Origin of the sequence: Pseudomonas sp. B21-032, from assembly GCF_024748965.1 — a bacterium.
Taxonomy (GTDB): domain Bacteria; phylum Pseudomonadota; class Gammaproteobacteria; order Pseudomonadales; family Pseudomonadaceae; genus Aquipseudomonas.
In genome coordinates this window covers 3621473-3637609 of record NZ_CP087180.1, presented here as the reverse complement: position 1 = coordinate 3637609, position 16137 = coordinate 3621473, and the positions used below count along the sequence as shown (strand labels likewise).

At 65.0% G+C, this 16137-nt stretch carries 18 protein-coding genes; 7 read left to right on the top strand and 11 right to left on the bottom strand.

Going from position 1 to position 16137, the window contains the following annotated elements; genetic code table 11:
- Positions 1-94: 94 nt before the first annotated feature.
- On the top strand, positions 95-865 hold the full coding sequence (locus LOY54_RS16600) for a helix-turn-helix domain-containing protein (RefSeq protein ID WP_195884467.1): 771 nt from the start codon (positions 95-97) through the stop codon (positions 863-865).
- A 20-nt stretch (positions 866-885) separates the two neighbouring features.
- On the opposite strand, the gene LOY54_RS16595 is transcribed toward LOY54_RS16600, so the two are convergent.
- The 6 genes from LOY54_RS16595 to LOY54_RS16570 all read right to left on the bottom strand — a co-directional run bounded on the left by LOY54_RS16595 (position 886) and on the right by LOY54_RS16570 (position 4708).
- The gene (locus LOY54_RS16595; protein ID WP_258607224.1) at positions 886-1281 is read right to left on the bottom strand and encodes a hypothetical protein; all 396 of its coding nucleotides are present in this window, start codon (positions 1279-1281) and stop codon (positions 886-888) included.
- Between the two features lie 12 nt (positions 1282-1293).
- Positions 1294-2124, bottom strand: coding sequence for an AraC family transcriptional regulator (locus tag LOY54_RS16590; RefSeq protein WP_045194125.1), 831 nt, complete (start codon positions 2122-2124; stop codon positions 1294-1296).
- A complete protein-coding gene (locus LOY54_RS16585; protein WP_045194124.1) occupies positions 2121-2444 on the bottom strand; it encodes an AzlD domain-containing protein in 324 nt (107 codons plus the stop codon). Before LOY54_RS16585 ends, LOY54_RS16590 begins: the two co-directional genes overlap by 4 nt.
- Positions 2441-3139: an AzlC family ABC transporter permease gene (locus LOY54_RS16580; RefSeq protein WP_045195646.1), complete on the bottom strand. Its 699-nt coding sequence runs from the start codon at positions 3137-3139 to the stop codon at positions 2441-2443. The genes LOY54_RS16585 and LOY54_RS16580 overlap by 4 nt, the downstream gene beginning before the upstream one ends.
- A gap of 104 nt (positions 3140-3243) precedes the next feature.
- Positions 3244-3972: a sel1 repeat family protein gene (locus tag LOY54_RS16575; protein WP_258607222.1), complete on the bottom strand. Its 729-nt coding sequence runs from the start codon at positions 3970-3972 to the stop codon at positions 3244-3246.
- Between the two features lie 118 nt (positions 3973-4090).
- Positions 4091-4708, bottom strand: coding sequence for a LysE family translocator (locus LOY54_RS16570; RefSeq protein WP_258607220.1), 618 nt, complete (start codon positions 4706-4708; stop codon positions 4091-4093).
- A 112-nt stretch (positions 4709-4820) separates the two neighbouring features.
- Between LOY54_RS16570 and LOY54_RS16565 the strand changes: the two genes are divergently transcribed.
- Complete coding sequence (locus LOY54_RS16565; RefSeq protein ID WP_093381494.1) at positions 4821-5720, top strand: LysR substrate-binding domain-containing protein; 900 nt, start codon at positions 4821-4823, stop codon at positions 5718-5720.
- On the opposite strand, the gene LOY54_RS16560 is transcribed toward LOY54_RS16565, so the two are convergent.
- Entirely contained in the window at positions 5717-6622 is a 906-nt protein-coding gene (locus tag LOY54_RS16560; protein ID WP_093381496.1) for a LysR family transcriptional regulator, read from the bottom strand. The two genes, LOY54_RS16565 and LOY54_RS16560, sit on opposite strands and share 4 nt — an antisense overlap.
- 113 nt (positions 6623-6735) lie before the next feature.
- Between LOY54_RS16560 and LOY54_RS16555 the strand changes: the two genes are divergently transcribed.
- Complete coding sequence (locus LOY54_RS16555) at positions 6736-7944, top strand: MFS transporter (RefSeq protein WP_123566294.1); 1209 nt, start codon at positions 6736-6738, stop codon at positions 7942-7944.
- A gap of 66 nt (positions 7945-8010) precedes the next feature.
- Complete coding sequence (locus LOY54_RS16550) at positions 8011-10371, top strand: DNA polymerase II (protein WP_258607219.1); 2361 nt, start codon at positions 8011-8013, stop codon at positions 10369-10371.
- Between the two features lie 62 nt (positions 10372-10433).
- On the opposite strand, the gene LOY54_RS16545 is transcribed toward LOY54_RS16550, so the two are convergent.
- Positions 10434-10937 (bottom strand): DUF1772 domain-containing protein, encoded by a 504-nt coding sequence (locus tag LOY54_RS16545; protein ID WP_258593915.1) that lies wholly within the window; start codon positions 10935-10937, stop codon positions 10434-10436.
- 223 nt (positions 10938-11160) lie between these two features.
- On the opposite strand from LOY54_RS16545, the gene LOY54_RS16540 reads away from it, so the two are divergent.
- On the top strand, positions 11161-11745 hold the full coding sequence (locus LOY54_RS16540; RefSeq protein WP_258607218.1) for a DUF4174 domain-containing protein: 585 nt from the start codon (positions 11161-11163) through the stop codon (positions 11743-11745).
- A 32-nt stretch (positions 11746-11777) separates the two neighbouring features.
- Here LOY54_RS16540 and LOY54_RS16535 read toward each other — a convergent pair whose 3' ends face one another.
- From LOY54_RS16535 to LOY54_RS16525, 3 genes are all read right to left on the bottom strand, one after another.
- Positions 11778-12872, bottom strand: coding sequence for a polyamine ABC transporter substrate-binding protein (locus tag LOY54_RS16535; RefSeq protein ID WP_258607217.1), 1095 nt, complete (start codon positions 12870-12872; stop codon positions 11778-11780).
- A 36-nt stretch (positions 12873-12908) separates the two neighbouring features.
- A complete protein-coding gene (locus LOY54_RS16530; protein WP_093381505.1) occupies positions 12909-13724 on the bottom strand; it encodes a carbon-nitrogen hydrolase family protein in 816 nt (271 codons plus the stop codon).
- A gap of 95 nt (positions 13725-13819) precedes the next feature.
- Complete coding sequence (locus LOY54_RS16525; protein ID WP_258607216.1) at positions 13820-14407, bottom strand: SMI1/KNR4 family protein; 588 nt, start codon at positions 14405-14407, stop codon at positions 13820-13822.
- A 189-nt stretch (positions 14408-14596) separates the two neighbouring features.
- Here LOY54_RS16525 and LOY54_RS16520 point away from each other — a divergent pair, with 189 nt between their 5' ends.
- Positions 14597-15130: a sigma-70 family RNA polymerase sigma factor gene (locus LOY54_RS16520; RefSeq protein ID WP_093381507.1), complete on the top strand. Its 534-nt coding sequence runs from the start codon at positions 14597-14599 to the stop codon at positions 15128-15130.
- Positions 15130-16095: a FecR domain-containing protein gene (locus LOY54_RS16515; protein ID WP_258607215.1), complete on the top strand. Its 966-nt coding sequence runs from the start codon at positions 15130-15132 to the stop codon at positions 16093-16095. The genes LOY54_RS16520 and LOY54_RS16515 overlap by 1 nt, the downstream gene beginning before the upstream one ends.
- Positions 16096-16137: the final 42 nt, after the last annotated feature.

Genomic DNA, 16137 nt, shown 5'->3' with positions numbered 1-16137 from the left:
GGTCCCGTGGTTAAAAGGGCGCTCATGGTAGGCGGCGGGCGATGGGTGTATTGTCGCGGTCTGGTCTAGAAATAGTGAAAATCGGACAACCTGCATGGCCTGGCTGGAACCTACCGCCCTGTTCAACCCCGAGCATGTCGATGCGCCCATCGTCGGCATCTGCTCGGCCCTGGGCGAGCACGATTCCGGCGTCCATCAGCACCGTATGGGACAGGTGCTGTTCACCCGCCAGGGCTGTGTGCGCATCGATGCCCAGGCGCCGGACCTGCTCTGCCTGCTGCCGCCGACCCGCGCGGCCTGGATTCCCGCCGGCGTAGCCCATCGGGCGCGAATGCGGGCGACCGTGGACTATCGCTCGGTGTACCTGGACACCCGCCACTGGCCGCGCTTGCCGGATGAAGTGGTGATCCTCGACGTCAATCCGCTGCTGCGCGAACTGCTCGAACGCATCGCCCAGGCGCCGTTCGAAACCGACTGGAGCCAAGGCGCCGCCGCGCACCTGGCCGGCCTGTGCATCGCCGAACTGCAGGCTGCCGGGCAGCAGCCGATGCGCTTGCCGCTGCCCAGGGACCGGCGCCTGGCGCGTCTGGTCGAGAACCTTGAGCAGTTGCCGCCGCCGCTGCAAGAGCTGGCCCGCACAGTGGGCGCCAGCGAGAAAACCATCGGTCGCTTGATTCGCCGCGACACTGGCATGTCCTACCAGCAATGGCGCCAGCAGTGGCGGCTGGTGCGGGCGGTGGAGCAGTTGGCGATCCATCAGCCGCTGACCCAGGTGGCGCTGGAGCTGGGCTTTGCCAGCGACAGTGCGTTCATCGCCTTCTTCAAAAGCATGACCGGCAGCACGCCGCGGGCGTATTGCCGCTGAGCAGAAGGTCAGCCCCAGGCTCAATCTTGCAGGTCGTCCTCGCTCATCCACTCCACGGCATCGGCCAGCGCCACTTCGGCCACCCACTCACTGAAACTGCGGGTCACCTGTTCATAGCTCAGATGCGAGCGCAGCTCCAGCTTGTCGGCAAACGACAGGTGCACGGTGATCACCTTGTCTTCGATCACCCCGTTGCGCACCACGAAAAAGGCGAAGTCTTCCCGGTCCTGGCGGCGGGCGAACAGGTAGACCTCGAAGTCCGCGCCGGTCTCCTTGGCAAAGGCCCGGGCGGCGAAGGCGTTTTTGTTCAGGTCCGGGCCTTGTTGCAGTGACGCCGGGGTATCGCAGAAATACCACGGCTCCCAGTCGGTCAGGCCTTTGTGAATGAACCAGCGGTAGGCAAGCGGGTAGGGCATGGGGTTGATCCGTCAATGAATACAGGCGCGGCGGTACTCGCCCGGCGTTACGCCATAGGCTTGCTTGAACTGCCGGTTCAAATGGCTCTGGTCGGAAAAGCCCAGGGCGAAGGCGACGTTGAACGGCAGGCAATCGTTTTTCAGCAGTTCGCGGGCGCGGCTCAGGCGCCGTTGCTTGAGCCAGGCATGGGGCGGCAGGCCGGTGGCCTGGCGGAACACCCGGGCAAAGTGGAAGGGCGAGAGGTTGACTGCCGTGGCCAGTTCTTCCAGCGATGGCGGGTAGGCCAGGCGGCTGTCCATCAGTTCCTTGGCCCGGGCCACGGCGCAGGGTTCGTTGCCGGGCGTGCGCGCGGTGCCGGCACGGGCATGGCGTTGCACCAGCAACAGCACCGCTTCGCGCCAGGCGGTTTGTTGTTCCAGGGCACTGGCGCCGTGTTCGGCCGAGCAGTGCAGCCAGCTGAAGGCCTTGGCCAGTTGCGGGTCGTGCAGCACGCTGGCGTCAAAGCGCGGCAGGCCGTCGCGCTTGAGCTCCAGCTCGTCGAGCACGCCGGTGATGCGCTCGCTGTCGGGGTAAAAACCGCGATAGCGCCAGCCATCTTCGCTGGCCTTGGCACCGGTGTGCAGCTCGTCGGGGTTGATCAGCACCATGCTGCCCACCGGCGCCAGGTGTTCGCTGCCGCGGTGCCAGAACCGCTGGGCACCGGACTCGATGATGGTGATCACGTAGCCTTCGTGCACATGGGGAGCGAAGCGCTGCTGAAAATAACGCGCGTGCAGCATCTCGGTATCACCGAGCGCCGAGGCTTGCCAGAAGCGGGTCTGTTCCTTGTGTGCAGGGTTCATGGGCTGCCGTTCAACCACCAACGAAAGACAAAAAAGAAGGCCATGCTCAGCAGCATGCTGATCAAGGTGCTGCGGGTCAACAGCACCAGCACCACCGCCACTATCGAACCGGCCAGGTACGGGTTGCTCAGGCTCAGGTCGAGCTGGTGCCCGGGCAAGAACACAATCGGCCCGCAAATGGCGGTGAGCATGCCCGGCACGGCAAAGCCGAGGAACTGCCGGGCATTGGAGCTCAGGCGCAAGGGCAGGCGCGGTTCCAGGAAGGCATAGCGGTTGAGGAACACCAGCAGGCCCATGCCGATAATCAGGGCGAAGATCATGCGCGTGCTCCACTGAATTTCTGGCAGACAAAGCCGGCGCTCATGCCCAGCAACCCGGCGGCCACCAGGCCGATGTCCCAGTGCCAGGCGCTGAACAGCACCGAGCAGAACAGCGACACCGCCACGCACACCACGGTGGGCAGGTTGCGCACCAGCGGCGCGATCAGGGCGACGAAGGTGGCGACGATCGAGAAGTCCAGGCCTAGCTGGTCGAGGTGCGGAATGTTCTGGCCGAGGATGATCCCGGCCAGGGTGAACAGGTTCCAGGCAATGTAGAACGTCAGGCCGACCCCCAGGGCATACCAGCGATTGAACTGCTGTTGGTCGTACTGGCTGGTGAGGGCGAAGAATTCGTCAGTGAGCAAAAAGCCCAGGCCCAGCCGCCAGCGGGTCGGCAGGCCCGACAGCACCGGGCGCATCGACAGCCCGTAGAGTAGATGCTGGGAAGTCAGCAACAGGGTGGTCAGCAGGATCGAGAACAGGTTGGCGCCGCCCTTGAGCATGCCGATTGCCACCAGTTGCGCGGCACCGGCAAAGACGATCGCCGACAGGCCCTGGCCTTCCCAGGGGCTGAGGTTGGCTTCGATGGCCATGGAGCCGGCCAGCAGCCCCCAGGGAGCGACGGCGAGGGACAACGGCAGGATGGCGATGGCGCCACGGATGAAGGCCTGGCGGGCGAACGGCGGACTGGACATGGACGGCAGCAACAACCAATGAACAAGGTTGTACAGCATGCCAGAGGCGGGCGCCGCTGACTTGAACGATCTTGCTGTCAGCGGCGCGGCAGAGGGCTTGGCGCTCAGTAGTGGTTGCTGGCCAGGCGGCGCTGCGCGGCGATGCAGCCATTGATGTCCACCGCTTTTTGCCAGTAGGCCTTGCTCTGCGCCGGGTCGGCGCTGGCCAGCAGGCGGTAGACCTCGGCCTGGTAGTCGCGCTGGCGGCCCCACTGCATGGCCAGGCCCTGTGGTTGCTCGCGATGGCACAACAGGCGCACGGCCGGTTGCGGGTAGTAGGGGGCGTACAGGCTGGCCAGGTTCGGCACGCTTTCGAGCGCGTTGCGGTAGTCGCTACGGCTGTAGTTGGGGCACCAGTTCTCGATGCCCAGGGCCGCCGGGGCAAAGCCCTGGCCCATGCTGGCTTCGAGCAGCGGGCAGGCGGCAGCGGAAATCTGTGCTGCCGGCAGGTAGGTGATGTAGTAGAGCGCCAGGCGATACTGGGCAGCCGGGTGGTCAAGCTCCACGGCTTTTTTCAACAGGCTCACCGCAGGTGCCAGGGTGCGGCCCAGGGCCTGGCCTTGCTGGGCAAGATCCTGGTCGGTGGTGCTGGTCTTGAGGGTGAAGCTGGCGCTCTGGTTGTCGGCCTGTTCCAGCAAACTCACGGCCTGGCGGTACAGCAGGTCGGCATGCGGGTCGATCTGTACGCCGGCAGCCAGTACCGAAGTCGGCAGCACGACGGCGAGCAGGCCGTGCAAAAGGGGCGAGCGGATCAAGGAAGTGCCTCTGAAATTCGGGGCCGGGCGGGTATGCATGTTGGCTTGGAGAAGACTGCGCTGTTCAGGGTTCAATCCGACTGTCCATAGTGTGGCTGGCCTGGGTGATAGCGCGCCATTCTAACCGCTCCGGGCCCGCGCCCGAAAGCGTAGCCCGTCAGGGCAACAGTTGCCGGATGTTGTAGGCCAGCCCGACGGCGGCGATGGCCAGCAGTACCACGGCGCTGATGGCGCTGATCAGGCGCCGGTCGAGGCGCTCGGCGAGGCGGCCGATGACCAGGATGTACAGGCCCAGAATGCCCAGGTCGAGCACCAGCCAGACCAGCGCCAACAGCATCAGGCTGTGGCTGAACTGCTCGGTGACCTGAATGAACTGCGGGAAGAAGGCGACGAAAAACAGGATGTCCTTGGGGTTCGACAGGCCAATGGCAAACCCCTGCCATAGCCCGCCCTGGCGCACCGCATACGGCGCGGCGGCGTGCGCGGGCCGGCGCAGTTCGGCCAGCGCGCCGAGGCCCAGAAAGCCGATGAACAGGCAGCCAAACACGCTCAAGGCGCTAAGCAGCAGCGGGTTGATCGCGGCGCTGCTGAAGATCAGCAGCGCCGCCAGGGCGATCAGCACCAGTGACGCGCCGTTGGTGCCCAGGGCGGTCAGCAGTGCCTGTTTGCGCCCGGCGCGAGCGGTGGTGTTGACCACCAGCGCCACCACCGGGCCGGGGCTGGCGATCAGCAGCACAACGGTCAGGGCGTAGGTAGCAAGCAGGGCACTGTTCACGGGCGGGTCTCGAGGGCGTTTGACGGGAGCGCAATTCTCGGCAGGCCCGGTCCGGTTGTAAAACGCCTGTTACTGTGGCCTTCTATTAGTTTGACTCATGCTAGAGGCGGCCATGACCGAACGCATTCCCGCATTGCAGGCGCTCAGGGCGTTCGAGGTGGCCGCGCGCTACGGTTCGTTCACCCGCGCCGGCGAAGAACTGGCCCTGACCCAGGGCGCCATCAGCCATCACATCAAAACCCTGGAAGGTCTGTTCGACTGCGCCCTGTTCGAGCGCCGCGGGCCGAAAGTGGCGCTGACCGAAGCGGGCCGGCTGCTGGCCCAGGAGCTGAAAATCGGCTTCAAGATCATCGAAAGCGCCTGCGGCCTGCTCAGGCAGGACCGCCAGCAGCTGCGCCTGAAGGCGCCCTCGACCCTGACCGTGCGCTGGTTGCTTGGCCAGTTGGCGCTGTTCAAGCAATGTGAAGAACACGCTCAGGTGCAACTGAGCAGCGTGTGGATGGACATCGATACGGTGGATTTTTACAGCGAGCCCTACGACTGCGCGATCCTGTTGGGCGACGGACATTTCGGCGCCGGCATCGCCAGCCTCAAGCTGTTTGACGAATGGCTGGTACCGGTGTGCCAGCCCGGTTACCCGGCAGATCTGGCCCATTGCGAGCTGCTGCACCCCTCTCCCGACCGGCGCGACTGGCGGCGCTGGTTGCAGCGCACCGGGGCTGCGGCCATCAGCCTTGAGCGCGGCCAGCTGTTCGACACCCTTGACCAGGGCATCTCGGCGGCTCAGCAAGGCCTGGGTGTGGCCGTGGTCGACCTGTTGCTGGCCAGCGCCGAGCTCGCCGCCGGGCGCCTGGTCACGCCGTTTGCGCAGGCGGTGGCCACCGGCGAGGGCTATTACCTGGCCTGGCTGCAGGCCAGCCCCAAGGCCCGCCAGGTGCAACAACTGGGGGCGTTCCTGGTGCAGCAGGTGCCACAATTGCCTGCCCAGGGCTTTGATTATTTATATGACTAATACTGCGGCGCGCCAGCATCGGGCAGCAGCCGCGTGCTCATGAAGTCGATGAACACCCGCAGCCGTGGCGGCACTTGCCGCCCCGAGGGCCACAGCAGGTAGAAGCTGCCGCGGCGCTCCATGTAGTCATCGAGCACGGTCACCAGGTCGCCGCGCTGCAACTGCTGGCGCACGGTGAAGTCGGGAATGCAGGTGATGCCGCGATCGCGCATGGCAAAGCAGATGCGCGTGTCGACGTGGTTGCAGACCATCGACACCGGGATCTCATAGGCGTGGCCGGCGGGCTCCTGGCGCAGCGGCCACTGTTCGAGCTTGCCGGTGCTCGGGAAACGGTAGTGCAGGCAGGTGTGGCGGGCCAGCTCGGCGGGGTGCGCGGGGCTGCCATTGCGCGCCAGGTACGCCGGCGAGGCCACCAGTACATGGTGAAAATGGCCAAGAAAGCGCGCGCTCAGGCGTGAGTCGCTGGGCGTGCCGCCGCGCATTACCACGTCAAAACCTTCGCCGATGATATCGACCATGCGGTCGTCGAAGTCCAGGTCCAGCTCGATCTCCGGATACTGCGCCATGAACTCGCTCAAGGCCGGCATCACCAGCGCAGTGACCTGCGGCAGGCTGATGCGCAAACGCCCGCGCGGCACTTCACTGGCCTGGGACAGCTCAAGCTCGGTGGCCTCGATTTCGGCAAGGATGCGCCGGCTGCGCTCCAGAAACTGACTGCCCTCGGCGGTGAGGGTGATGCTGCGCGTGCTGCGGTGAAACAGGCGTACGCCCAGGCGGCGCTCCAGGCGCGCCACGCGCTTGCCAATGGCCGAGGCGCTGACCCCCAGCGACTGCGCAGCGCCGACAAAACTGCCGGTTTCTGCCACCCGCACGAACACCACGAAACCACTGAGGCTATCCATCTGCATTTCCCGATTGCGGACACCGGTGTCCGTTATGAGCGGAATTGTACCCGGCTTTTTCCGTAGTGCCTGCAGGCTTAAAGTTCGCCCATCTTTCCTACAGGAGTTTCACCATGACCCACATCAGCTGCAGCGCCGATGGGCCGGCCGCACTGGAGCAGCCCTTGCCGGTCAGCGGCCTGCTGGCCCTGGCCATGACCGGCTTTATCGCCATCCTCAGCGAAACCTTGCCGGCCGGGCTGCTTGGGCAGATCTCCAGCGGCATGCAGGTCAGTGAGGCGATGGCCGGGCAGATGGTCAGCGTCTATGCCCTGGGCTCGCTTTTGACCGCCATCCCGCTGGTGACCCTGACCCAGGGTTGGCGCCGGCGGCCGGTGCTGTTGCTGGCGATTATCGGCTTCTTGCTGTTCAACACGGTGACGGCGTTGTCGAGTTCGTACTGGCTGACCCTGGTCGCGCGCTTCATGACCGGTGTTGCCGCGGGCCTGGCCTGGGGCGTGATTGCCGGGCATGCACGGCGCATGGTCAGCCCCGAGCAGCAAGGCCGGGCCATGGCGGTGGCGATGATTGGTGCGCCAGTGGCCTTGTCGCTGGGGGTGCCGGCCGGCACCTGGCTGGGCGAGTTGCTGGGCTGGCGCATGACCTTTGCCCTGGTGTCCGGCGCGACCCTGGTGCTGGTGGCCTGGGTGCTGTGCAAGGTGCCGGATTTCGACGGCCATGCCCCGGGCCAACGCCCCGGTATCGCTCAGGTGCTGCGCACACCCGGGGTGCTGGCGGTGCTGCTGGTGATCCTCACCTGGGTGCTGGCGCACAACGTGCTGTACACCTACATCGTGCCGTACCTGGCCTCGGTGGGCCTGGCGGCGAGCACCGGCATGGTCCTGCTGACCTTCGGCATTGCCGCCCTGGCCGGCATCGGCGTGGTCGGTGCGCTGATCGACAAGCACCTGCGCAACATGGTCCTGCTGAGTTTGTTCGGTTTTGCCGTGGTGGCGCTGGTGCTTGGTTTTGTCAGCCAGTCGGCGCCGCTGGTTTACCTCAGTGTCGCGCTCTGGGGCCTGACCTACGGCGGCGCGCCAACCCTGCTGCAAACCGCCAGCGCCGATGCCGCCGGGGAGGGCGCCGATGTCGCCCAGTCGATGATCGTCACGGTATGGAACTCGGCCATTGCCGCCGGTGGCCTGCTCGGCGGTGTGTTGCTCAGCCAGTGGGGCGTGGGCAGTTTCCCCTGGGTGTTGCTGGCGCTGATCGCCCTGGCCCTGCTGATTGCCGGTCGCGCCCATGGCCACGGTTTCGCCCCGGGCGCACGGGTGCCGAGCTAAGTTCGCCAGGCCGCCGCGCAGACGGGTAGAATCGGCGCATACACAGGCGTTTTCGAGGTTGCAGCGGTGGAGTTACAGCAGGGCTTTGTCCTGACCCGGCATTGGCGCGATACCCCGGCCGGTACCGTTGTCGAGTTCTGGCTGGCCACCGACCAGGGCCCACGGCGCTTGCGTCTGCCGCTGCAGACTTCAGTGGCGTTCATCCCCGCCGAGCAGCGGCGCCAGGCCGAGGCGGTGTTGCGCGGCGAGCGCGAGGTCGAGTTGCGCGAGCTGGCCCTGCGCGATTTCGAACAACGGCCGGTGCTGGGCTTGTACTGCCGCCAGCACCGTCAGTTGATCCAGCTGGAAAAGCGCCTGCGCGCCGCCGGCGTGCAAATCTACGAAGCCGATGTGCGCCCGCCGGAGCGCTACCTGATGGAGCGCTTCATCACCGCGCCGGTCAGCTTCAGCGGCACGGCCGATGCCAGCGGCGTGTTGATCGACGCCCAGCTCAAGCCCGCCGCCGATTACCGCCCCACGCTCAAGCTGGTGTCGCTGGACATCGAAACCACCGAACGCGGCGAGCTGTATTCGATTGCCCTCGAAGGCTGTGGCCAGCGCCAGGTGTACATGCTCGGCCCGGCCAATGGCGACGCCGCAGGCGTGGATTTCGACCTCCAATACTGCGACAGCCGCGCTCAATTGCTCGAACGCCTCAACGACTGGCTGGCCGTGCACGACCCCGATGCGATCATCGGCTGGAACCTGGTGCAGTTTGACCTGCGCGTACTGCAGCAGCACGCCACCCAGCTCAAGGTGCCGCTGCGCCTGGGCCGTGGCGGTGAGGCAATGGACTGGCGCGAGCACGGCAGCCGCGCGCATTTTTTTGCCGGGGCGGCCGGGCGGCTGATCATCGACGGTATCGAAGGGCTGCGTTCGGCGACCTGGAGCTTCCCCTCGTTCAGCCTGGAGAACGTCGCCCAGACCCTGCTCGGCGAAGGCAAGGCGATCGACACCCCGTACCAGCGCATGGACGAAATCAACCGCATGTTCGCCGAGGACAAGCCGGCGCTGGCCCGCTACAACCTCAAGGACTGCGAGCTGGTGACGCGGATCTTCGCCAGGACCGAACTGTTGACCTTCCTGCTCGAACGGGCCACGGTCACCGGTTTGCCGGCTGATCGCAGCGGCGGTTCGGTGGCGGCGTTCTGTCATTTGTATATGCCCTTGATGCACCGCCAGGGCTTCGTCGCGCCCAATCAGGGCGAGCGCCCGGAGGAGGCCAGCCCGGGCGGTTTTGTCATGGATTCGCGACCGGGCTTGTACGAGTCGGTGCTGGTGCTCGACTACAAGAGCCTGTATCCGTCGATCATCCGCACGTTTCTGATTGACCCGCTGGGGCTGGTCGAAGGCTTGCGCGAACCGGGCGATGAGACCTCGGTGCCAGGCTTTCGCGGGGCGCGTTTTTCCCGCAGCCGGCATTGCCTGCCGGCGATTGTCGAGCGGGTCTGGCAGGGCCGCGAGACAGCCAAGCGCGAGCACAATGCGCCGCTGTCCCAGGCGCTGAAGATCATCATGAACGCCTTCTACGGCGTACTCGGTTCCAGCGGTTGCCGCTTCTTCGACCCGCGCCTGGCTTCATCGATCACCATGCGTGGTCACGAGATCATGCGCCGTACCCGCGAGTTGATCGAAGCCAAGGGTTATACGGTGATCTATGGCGACACCGACTCGACCTTCGTCTGGCTCAAGCGTGCCCATGACGAGGCGGACGCGGCGCAGATCGGCCGCGAGCTGGTGCAGCAGGTCAACCAGTGGTGGCGTGAGCACCTGCGCGACAGCTATGGCCTGGACAGTGCCCTGGAGCTGCAGTACGAAACCCACTACAAGCGCTTTTTGATGCCGACCATTCGCGGCGCCGAGGAAGGCAGCAAGAAACGCTATGCCGGCCTGGTGCAACGTGGCCAGGGCACTGAAGAGATGATCTACAAGGGCCTGGAAAGCGTGCGCACCGACTGGTCGCCGCTGGCCCGGCAGTTTCAGCAGGAGCTGTACGAGCGCATCTTCAAGCGCCAGCCTTACCAGCAGTACCTGCGTGAGTATGTGCGCAAGACGTTGGCCGGTGAGCAGGATCAACTGTTGATCTACCGCAAGCGCCTGCGCCGCCCGCTGGCTGACTACCAGCGCAACGTGCCGCCGCATGTGCGGGCGGCGCGCATGGCCGATGACTTCAATGACCGTCAAGGCCGGCCGCGGCAGTATCAGAATGGCGGCTGGATCAGCTACGTGATAACCGTGGCGGGGCCGGAGCCGCTGGAGACGCGGCATTCGGCGATCGATTACGACCACTACCTGACCCGGCAATTGCAGCCGGTGGCGGATGCGATCCTGCCGTTCGTGGAGGATGACTTCACGGCGCTGATCGATCGGCAGATGGGCTTGTTCTAGCCGGACCTGCCTGCACCGACACTGTGGAAGCTGGCTTGCCAGCGATGGCTGCGTCGCAGCCGCTATTGAGTCCACACCACCCGCAGCAAGGCCACCATCAACCACGCCGTCGCCGCCAGGGCGGTGATGGTGCGCACATGGTTCCAGCGATTCCACACCCGTGCATAGGTTGGCCAGGCACTGGCCGCTTCGCTGCTGGCCGGGTCCAGGCGCGCCAGGCTCTGGTTGCGCGGCACGTTGAACAGCAGGGTCACCAGTACGTTGCCGAGCAGGTACAGGCCGCTGCCGATGCCGATGCACAGGCTGCCGGGCAGTGGCCAGCGCAGCCAGGCCCAGGCCAGCAGGATCGCGCAGGTGATGGCGGTGCCGAGAAACAACGAGAGGAACAGGCGGTTGAGCACCACCTGGTTGATCGACTGCATGGCGGTGACCGCGCTCTGTGCCGGGATGCGCTCCAGAGCCTGCATGACAAAGTTTGAGAAGGCGAAGAACAACCCGCCCATCAACCCACAGCCCAGGGCGGTAACAAGGATCAGCAGCAATAGCAGGGTGTCGGCAATGCTCATGGTTCAGGCCTTTTTCCAGGGTGGTCGACGGGCATGGCAGACGGCCTTCAGCTATCCTCAGAATCGGATGACAGACCTTTCGGTGTGTATCCAAAGTCGCACTTGGTAATCGGAAGTTACCTTTGCCTTGCCCACTCATCTGGCTCTGTAGTTTAGGCTCGCAACCCGGATCTTTCGTCGCGATTTGTAGTCTTTGATGCATGGAAATTGAAAGGAGATGCGCATGCTTGTTCGGTCACTGACCCTCGCCGCCTTGCTGGCCTTTGTTGCCGGTCCTGCCCTCGCTGCCGATAGCGATGACCCCTTGGGCCAGGAGCTGTACAAGACCCGCGCCTTGGTTGTCCTTGCTCCCAGTACCGCCGACCCGACCCTTCGCGCGTTGAACAAGGCCCTTGAAGACCCGGCCACCAAGGCTGCCTTCGAGGAGCGCAAGCTGGTGCTGTACAGCGTCGCCGGCATGATCGGCAAGCGTGATGACAAGTTTCTGGATCAGCAGGCGACCATGGCCCTGATCCGCAAGTTCAAGTTCAGCGCCCGGGATACGATGGTCACCCAGGTAGTACTGGTGGGCAAGGACGGCGAGCTGCACCGGATCGAACACACCGGCATCCTCGAGCCCAAGGCGATTTACGATGCAGTCGACCAGTTGCCGGCGGCCGAAAAGGCCATCGTGCCGCCGACCGTTGCCGACTTGAAGAGCGAGCCCGAAAAGGGCAAAAAAGACGCCAAGCCCGGCAAGGATGGCAAACCGGCCAAGCCGGCAAAACCTCCAAAGCCCCTGCCACCGCCCAAGCCGCTGGAGGACTGAGGCTCAGCGGTCGCCGAGCCCCCTTCGGGCAACTAACTGCCGGTCTTGACCTTGCTCCACACCCGGGTGCGGATGCGTTCGTACTTGAGTGGCAGCGGCTCCAGGGCGAACAGGGTGTCGAGCACTGCCTGGGGCGGGTATACCGAGGGGTTGTCGCGGATTTTTGCGTCTACCAGTTGCGCGGCATCCTTGTTGGCGTTGGGGTAGCCGAGGTAGTTGGTCGAGGCAGCGATTACCTCGGGGCGCAGCATGTAGTCGATGAAGGCCAGGCCTTGCTGCGGGTTGGGCGCGTCCTTGAGCAGGACCATGCTTTCGAGCCAGAACGGTGCGCCTTCGTGCGGAATGCTGTAGCGGATGTCGCGGCCATTGTTGGCGTTGTTGGCGGCAAGCTTGGCATCGAACACCCCGCCAGACCAGCCGAGCACCACGCACACGTTGCCGTTGGCCAGGTCGGAGATGAACCGCGAGGAGTCGAAATAGGCGATGTGCGGGCGCACCTTGAGCAGCAGCGCCTCGGCCTTGCGGTAGTCCTCGGGGTTCTTGCTGTTGTAGGGCAGGCCCAGGTAGTGCAGGGCGATGGGGATGATCTCGCCGGGTGCATCGAGCATGGCCACGCCGCAGTCGGCCAGCTTGGCGAGGTTTTCTTCCTTGAAGATCAGGTCCCAGGAGTTGAGCGGTGCATCCTTGCCCAGGCGCGCCTTGACCTTGTCGACGTCATAACCCAGGCCCGTGGTGCCCCACAAGTAGGGCGCGGCGAAGCGGTTGCCGGGGTCGTTGCCTTGCAGTTTGGCAAGGATCTGCGGGTCCAGGTGCGCCAGGTTGGGCAACTGGCTGCGGTCGAGCTCGGCCAGTACCCCGGCCTTGATCAGGTTGGGCAGCAGGTCGGCGCTGGCGAACACCACGTCATAGCCACTGCGCCCGGCCATCAGCTTGCTCTGCATGACATCGCTGTTGTCGAACACGTCATACATCGGGGCGATGCCCGAGGCCTGCTGGAACTCCTTGGTGGTGTTCGGCGCGATGTAGTCATACCAGTTATAGATGTGCACGCTGGGCGCGGCGGCCTGTGCGGCGGCCAGGTTTAGCAGCGCGGCCAGGGCCAGGGGCAGGCGACGGATCGACTTCATGAAGGGCACTCCGGATTCTTGTTATAGGGGTAGCGCTCAGGGGATCAGCAGTTCGCGGCGGCCATCGGCGTGTTCAAGGCGCTGGCCAGGCAGGTGCAGGCGCCGGTCGGCCAGGTAGTCGTAGTCGCGGCGAGCCAGTTCGAGTTGCCCAAGGTCCAGTTCGATGAGCTGCCGGCAGGGCTCGCGCCCGGCTTCGAACAGCAGGCGCCCGTGCGGGTCGACCACGGCGCTGCCACCGGCGAACACCAGGTTGTCATCGCCTGCACCGACGCGGTTGACCATCAGGGCGAAGGCCTGGTTCTCCTGGGCGCGGGCCATGATCGCGGTGCGGTGCACCGGGCCGTAGGGGTCCATGTTGCCGTTGCTGACCACGATCAGCTCGGCGCCCAGTTGCGCCAGGGCGCGGCTGCTTTCCGGCAGCTCGATGTCGTAGCAGATCAGCAGGCCGATACGCAGGCCTTTGAAGGTGGTGGTGGCGTAGCGATCACCGGGGGTGAACAGGCCGCGCTCCGAGGGCCACAGGTGGGTTTTGCGATAGCGCAGGGCGATGCCTTCGGGGGTCAGCAGCAGCGAGGTGTTGTAGAAGCGGCCATCGGCCTTTTCGGCCAGGCCGATCACCACCGCCACGTCACGTTTGCGCAGCGCCTGCAGCACCGCCTGGACGCTGGGGCCGTCCACCGTTTCGGCAACCTTTGGCAGCTGTTCGGCGCTGGCAAAACCCATCAGCTGGGTTTCCGGGAACACCAGCAGGTCGGTGTCGGCCGCACAACTGGCGATCGCTTCAAGGGTGCGTTGCAGGTTGTAGGCAGTATCGCCGTCGCGGCCGGCGAGTTGTATCAGTTCGATCTTCATCGGGGTTCCTTGCGGGGGGGCTGGAACCGAGTATGCGGCGCGACGGCGTAGGCGTTAATTACGTTGATGGAGTAACCCTGAATGGGTAATGGCGCTCAGATCTCGCGTTCGACAAAGGCAAAGTCATCGTCGATCAGTTGCTGCAGGTACTGATCGAAACTGTCGGCGATCACTTCATAACTGTCCGGGTCGTGCAGGTAGCGCACCACCTGGCCGACAGTGCCACCGGCGGCGGGGTTGAAGTCGATGTACAACTTCGAGCTGCCGCCGTTGTTCATGCAATGGGAGAAACACAGGCGCTGGTTCATGGCCAGGTCGCTGTCGATGCCCGCGCCGACAATTTCCGGGTAATCCTCCAGGTACTCGCCGTACATGCCGCGAATGCTGTCGGTGTAGCTCCGGGCGTCTTCGAGGATCTGCTCGCTGGCGCTGAGGTAATAGGGGTATTCGAACACGTCCGAACCGAGCACCAGGACGATGACCGTGCCGCCTGGGTAATCACGAAAATGAGTGCCGTCGATCTGCCCGAGCAATCGCAGCAGGCTGTCGGGGCACAGCGGGTAGTGGGCGCTGAGTTTTTGCAGGTCTGCGGCCGAAGCGCCGTGGGCGAGGTTCAGTTGTTCAAGCTCTTCGCTTGGCAGCGCCTGGCGCAGGCCGCTGAGGTAGGTTTCGACGAGTGACATGGGGCGGTTCCTTCCTGAAAGCGCAGAGGTGTGTGGCAGGCTGACTGAAATTCACCGGGATTGCCAGTGCTATGGGCGCGGCGGTGCGACGACTCGACTTGGCCCGTGATCAGCCTGACGCCGCGCTTCCACCGGCGTCCTACATTCGCATAGAATGATAGAAATTCTCATTTACTTTTTCGAGTCATCATGAGCGATTCCAACCCCGCCCTGCGCCAGCAGGTCAGCCACCTGTACCAGGCTCATCACCGCTGGCTGACCGGCTGGCTGCGCCCGCGAGTGGCGTGCCATGACCTGGCCGCCGACCTGATGCAGGACGTGTTTGTCCGCGTGCTCAGCGCCGACGATGCCGTCGACCGCCTGCGCGCCGTACGCGAACCGCGGGGCTACCTGGCGACCATCGCCCGGCGCTTGATGATCGACCATTTTCGCCGTGCGCGGCTCGAACGCGCCTGGCTGCAGGCGCTGGCCGAGCAACCTGAAGCCCTGGATATTTCCGCTGAAGCGCGGGCGATCCTGCTGGAAACCCTGTGCGAGCTGGATGCCATGCTCGCCGGCCTCGGCGCCCGGGTGCGCAAGGCTTTTCTGCTCTCGCAACTGGACGGCATGACCTACAAGGCCATCGCCGAAACCCTCGGCATCTCGGTGGTCACGGTCAATCGTGACATCGCCAAGGCCCTGCACCATTGCACGCTGTACAGCCTGCAACACGAGGCTGACTGATGGCCGCCCTCGATTCGCGCCAGCTCGCTGCCCTTGAGCAGGCCGCCGCATGGCGTGCACGCCTCGGTGACGAAAGCGCCGGCAGCGCCGAACACGCCGCCTGGCACGCCTGGCTGCAGGCCGACGAGCAGCACCGCTGGGCCTGGCAGCAGGTCGAGCGGGTGCAGCAACGCCTGCAGCAAATGCCCACGCGCCTGGCCGGGCGCACCCTGGAACTGGCCGGCCAGCAACCGGCGCTGGGCCGTCGCGGTGTGCTCAAGGGGCTGGTGCTGGCGGCGGGAGCCGGTGCTGTGGGGTGGGGCGGTTACCAGCAGGCGCGCCAGGGCCCCTGGTTCGCTGATTATCACACCCGCACCGGCGAACGCCTGAACCTGACCCTGGACGACGGCAGCCAGGTTCAGCTCAACACCGCCAGCGCCCTGGATGTGCGCTTCGACCCTCAACAGCGCCTGCTGGTGCTGCGCGATGGCGAGGTGCTGATTACCACCGCCAAGGACCCGGCCAACCGGCCCTTCCTGGTACAAACCCGCCACGGCACCGTGCAGGCATTGGGCACACGCTTTTCGCTGCTGGCCGGCGAGAACACCACGCGCCTGGCAGTGTTCGAAAGCCGCGTACAGGTGCTGGCGGGCGAGCAGGGTGGCGGTGCGCTGCTGGAGGCGGGCGAGCAATGCCGCTTCGCCAACCCGGCGCTGGTGCTCAGTTCGCCACTGGAGGGCAACCTGGATGCCTGGAGCAAAGGCCTGCTGATCGCCAACGAGCAGTACCTGGGGGCCTTTATCGCTGACCTGGCGCGCTACCGCCGCGGCTGGTTGCGTTGCGCGCCGCAAGTGGTGGGGCTGCGCATCAGCGGCACCTTCAGGCTCGACGACCAGGCACAGATCTTCCGCGCCCTTGAAAGCACGTTGCCGGTGCGGGTCAGCCAGCGCACGCCGTATTGGGTGACGGTAGAGGCACGCAAATAAAAGTATTTTTCATGCAAATGATATTAATTCGTCTTGTCGTTC

Bases quoted from the DNA above. Each gene is read 5' to 3' on its own strand.
- LOY54_RS16600 (WP_195884467.1), top strand. From the start codon at position 95: ATGGCCTGGCTGGAACCTACCGCCCTGTTCAACCCCGAGCATGTCGAT.
- LOY54_RS16595 (WP_258607224.1), bottom strand. From the start codon at position 1,281: ATGCCCTACCCGCTTGCCTACCGCTGGTTCATTCACAAAGGCCTGACC.
- LOY54_RS16590 (WP_045194125.1), bottom strand. From the start codon at position 2,124: ATGAACCCTGCACACAAGGAACAGACCCGCTTCTGGCAAGCCTCGGCG.
- LOY54_RS16585 (WP_045194124.1), bottom strand. From the start codon at position 2,444: ATGATCTTCGCCCTGATTATCGGCATGGGCCTGCTGGTGTTCCTCAAC.
- LOY54_RS16580 (WP_045195646.1), bottom strand. From the start codon at position 3,139: ATGTCCAGTCCGCCGTTCGCCCGCCAGGCCTTCATCCGTGGCGCCATC.
- LOY54_RS16575 (WP_258607222.1), bottom strand. From the start codon at position 3,972: ATGCATACCCGCCCGGCCCCGAATTTCAGAGGCACTTCCTTGATCCGC.
- LOY54_RS16565 (WP_093381494.1), top strand. From the start codon at position 4,821: ATGACCGAACGCATTCCCGCATTGCAGGCGCTCAGGGCGTTCGAGGTG.
- LOY54_RS16560 (WP_093381496.1), bottom strand. From the start codon at position 6,622: ATGGATAGCCTCAGTGGTTTCGTGGTGTTCGTGCGGGTGGCAGAAACC.
- LOY54_RS16555 (WP_123566294.1), top strand. From the start codon at position 6,736: ATGACCCACATCAGCTGCAGCGCCGATGGGCCGGCCGCACTGGAGCAG.
- LOY54_RS16545 (WP_258593915.1), bottom strand. From the start codon at position 10,937: ATGAGCATTGCCGACACCCTGCTATTGCTGCTGATCCTTGTTACCGCC.
- LOY54_RS16540 (WP_258607218.1), top strand. From the start codon at position 11,161: ATGCTTGTTCGGTCACTGACCCTCGCCGCCTTGCTGGCCTTTGTTGCC.
- LOY54_RS16535 (WP_258607217.1), bottom strand. From the start codon at position 12,872: ATGAAGTCGATCCGTCGCCTGCCCCTGGCCCTGGCCGCGCTGCTAAAC.
- LOY54_RS16530 (WP_093381505.1), bottom strand. From the start codon at position 13,724: ATGAAGATCGAACTGATACAACTCGCCGGCCGCGACGGCGATACTGCC.
- LOY54_RS16525 (WP_258607216.1), bottom strand. From the start codon at position 14,407: ATGTCACTCGTCGAAACCTACCTCAGCGGCCTGCGCCAGGCGCTGCCA.
- LOY54_RS16520 (WP_093381507.1), top strand. From the start codon at position 14,597: ATGAGCGATTCCAACCCCGCCCTGCGCCAGCAGGTCAGCCACCTGTAC.
- LOY54_RS16515 (WP_258607215.1), top strand. From the start codon at position 15,130: ATGGCCGCCCTCGATTCGCGCCAGCTCGCTGCCCTTGAGCAGGCCGCC.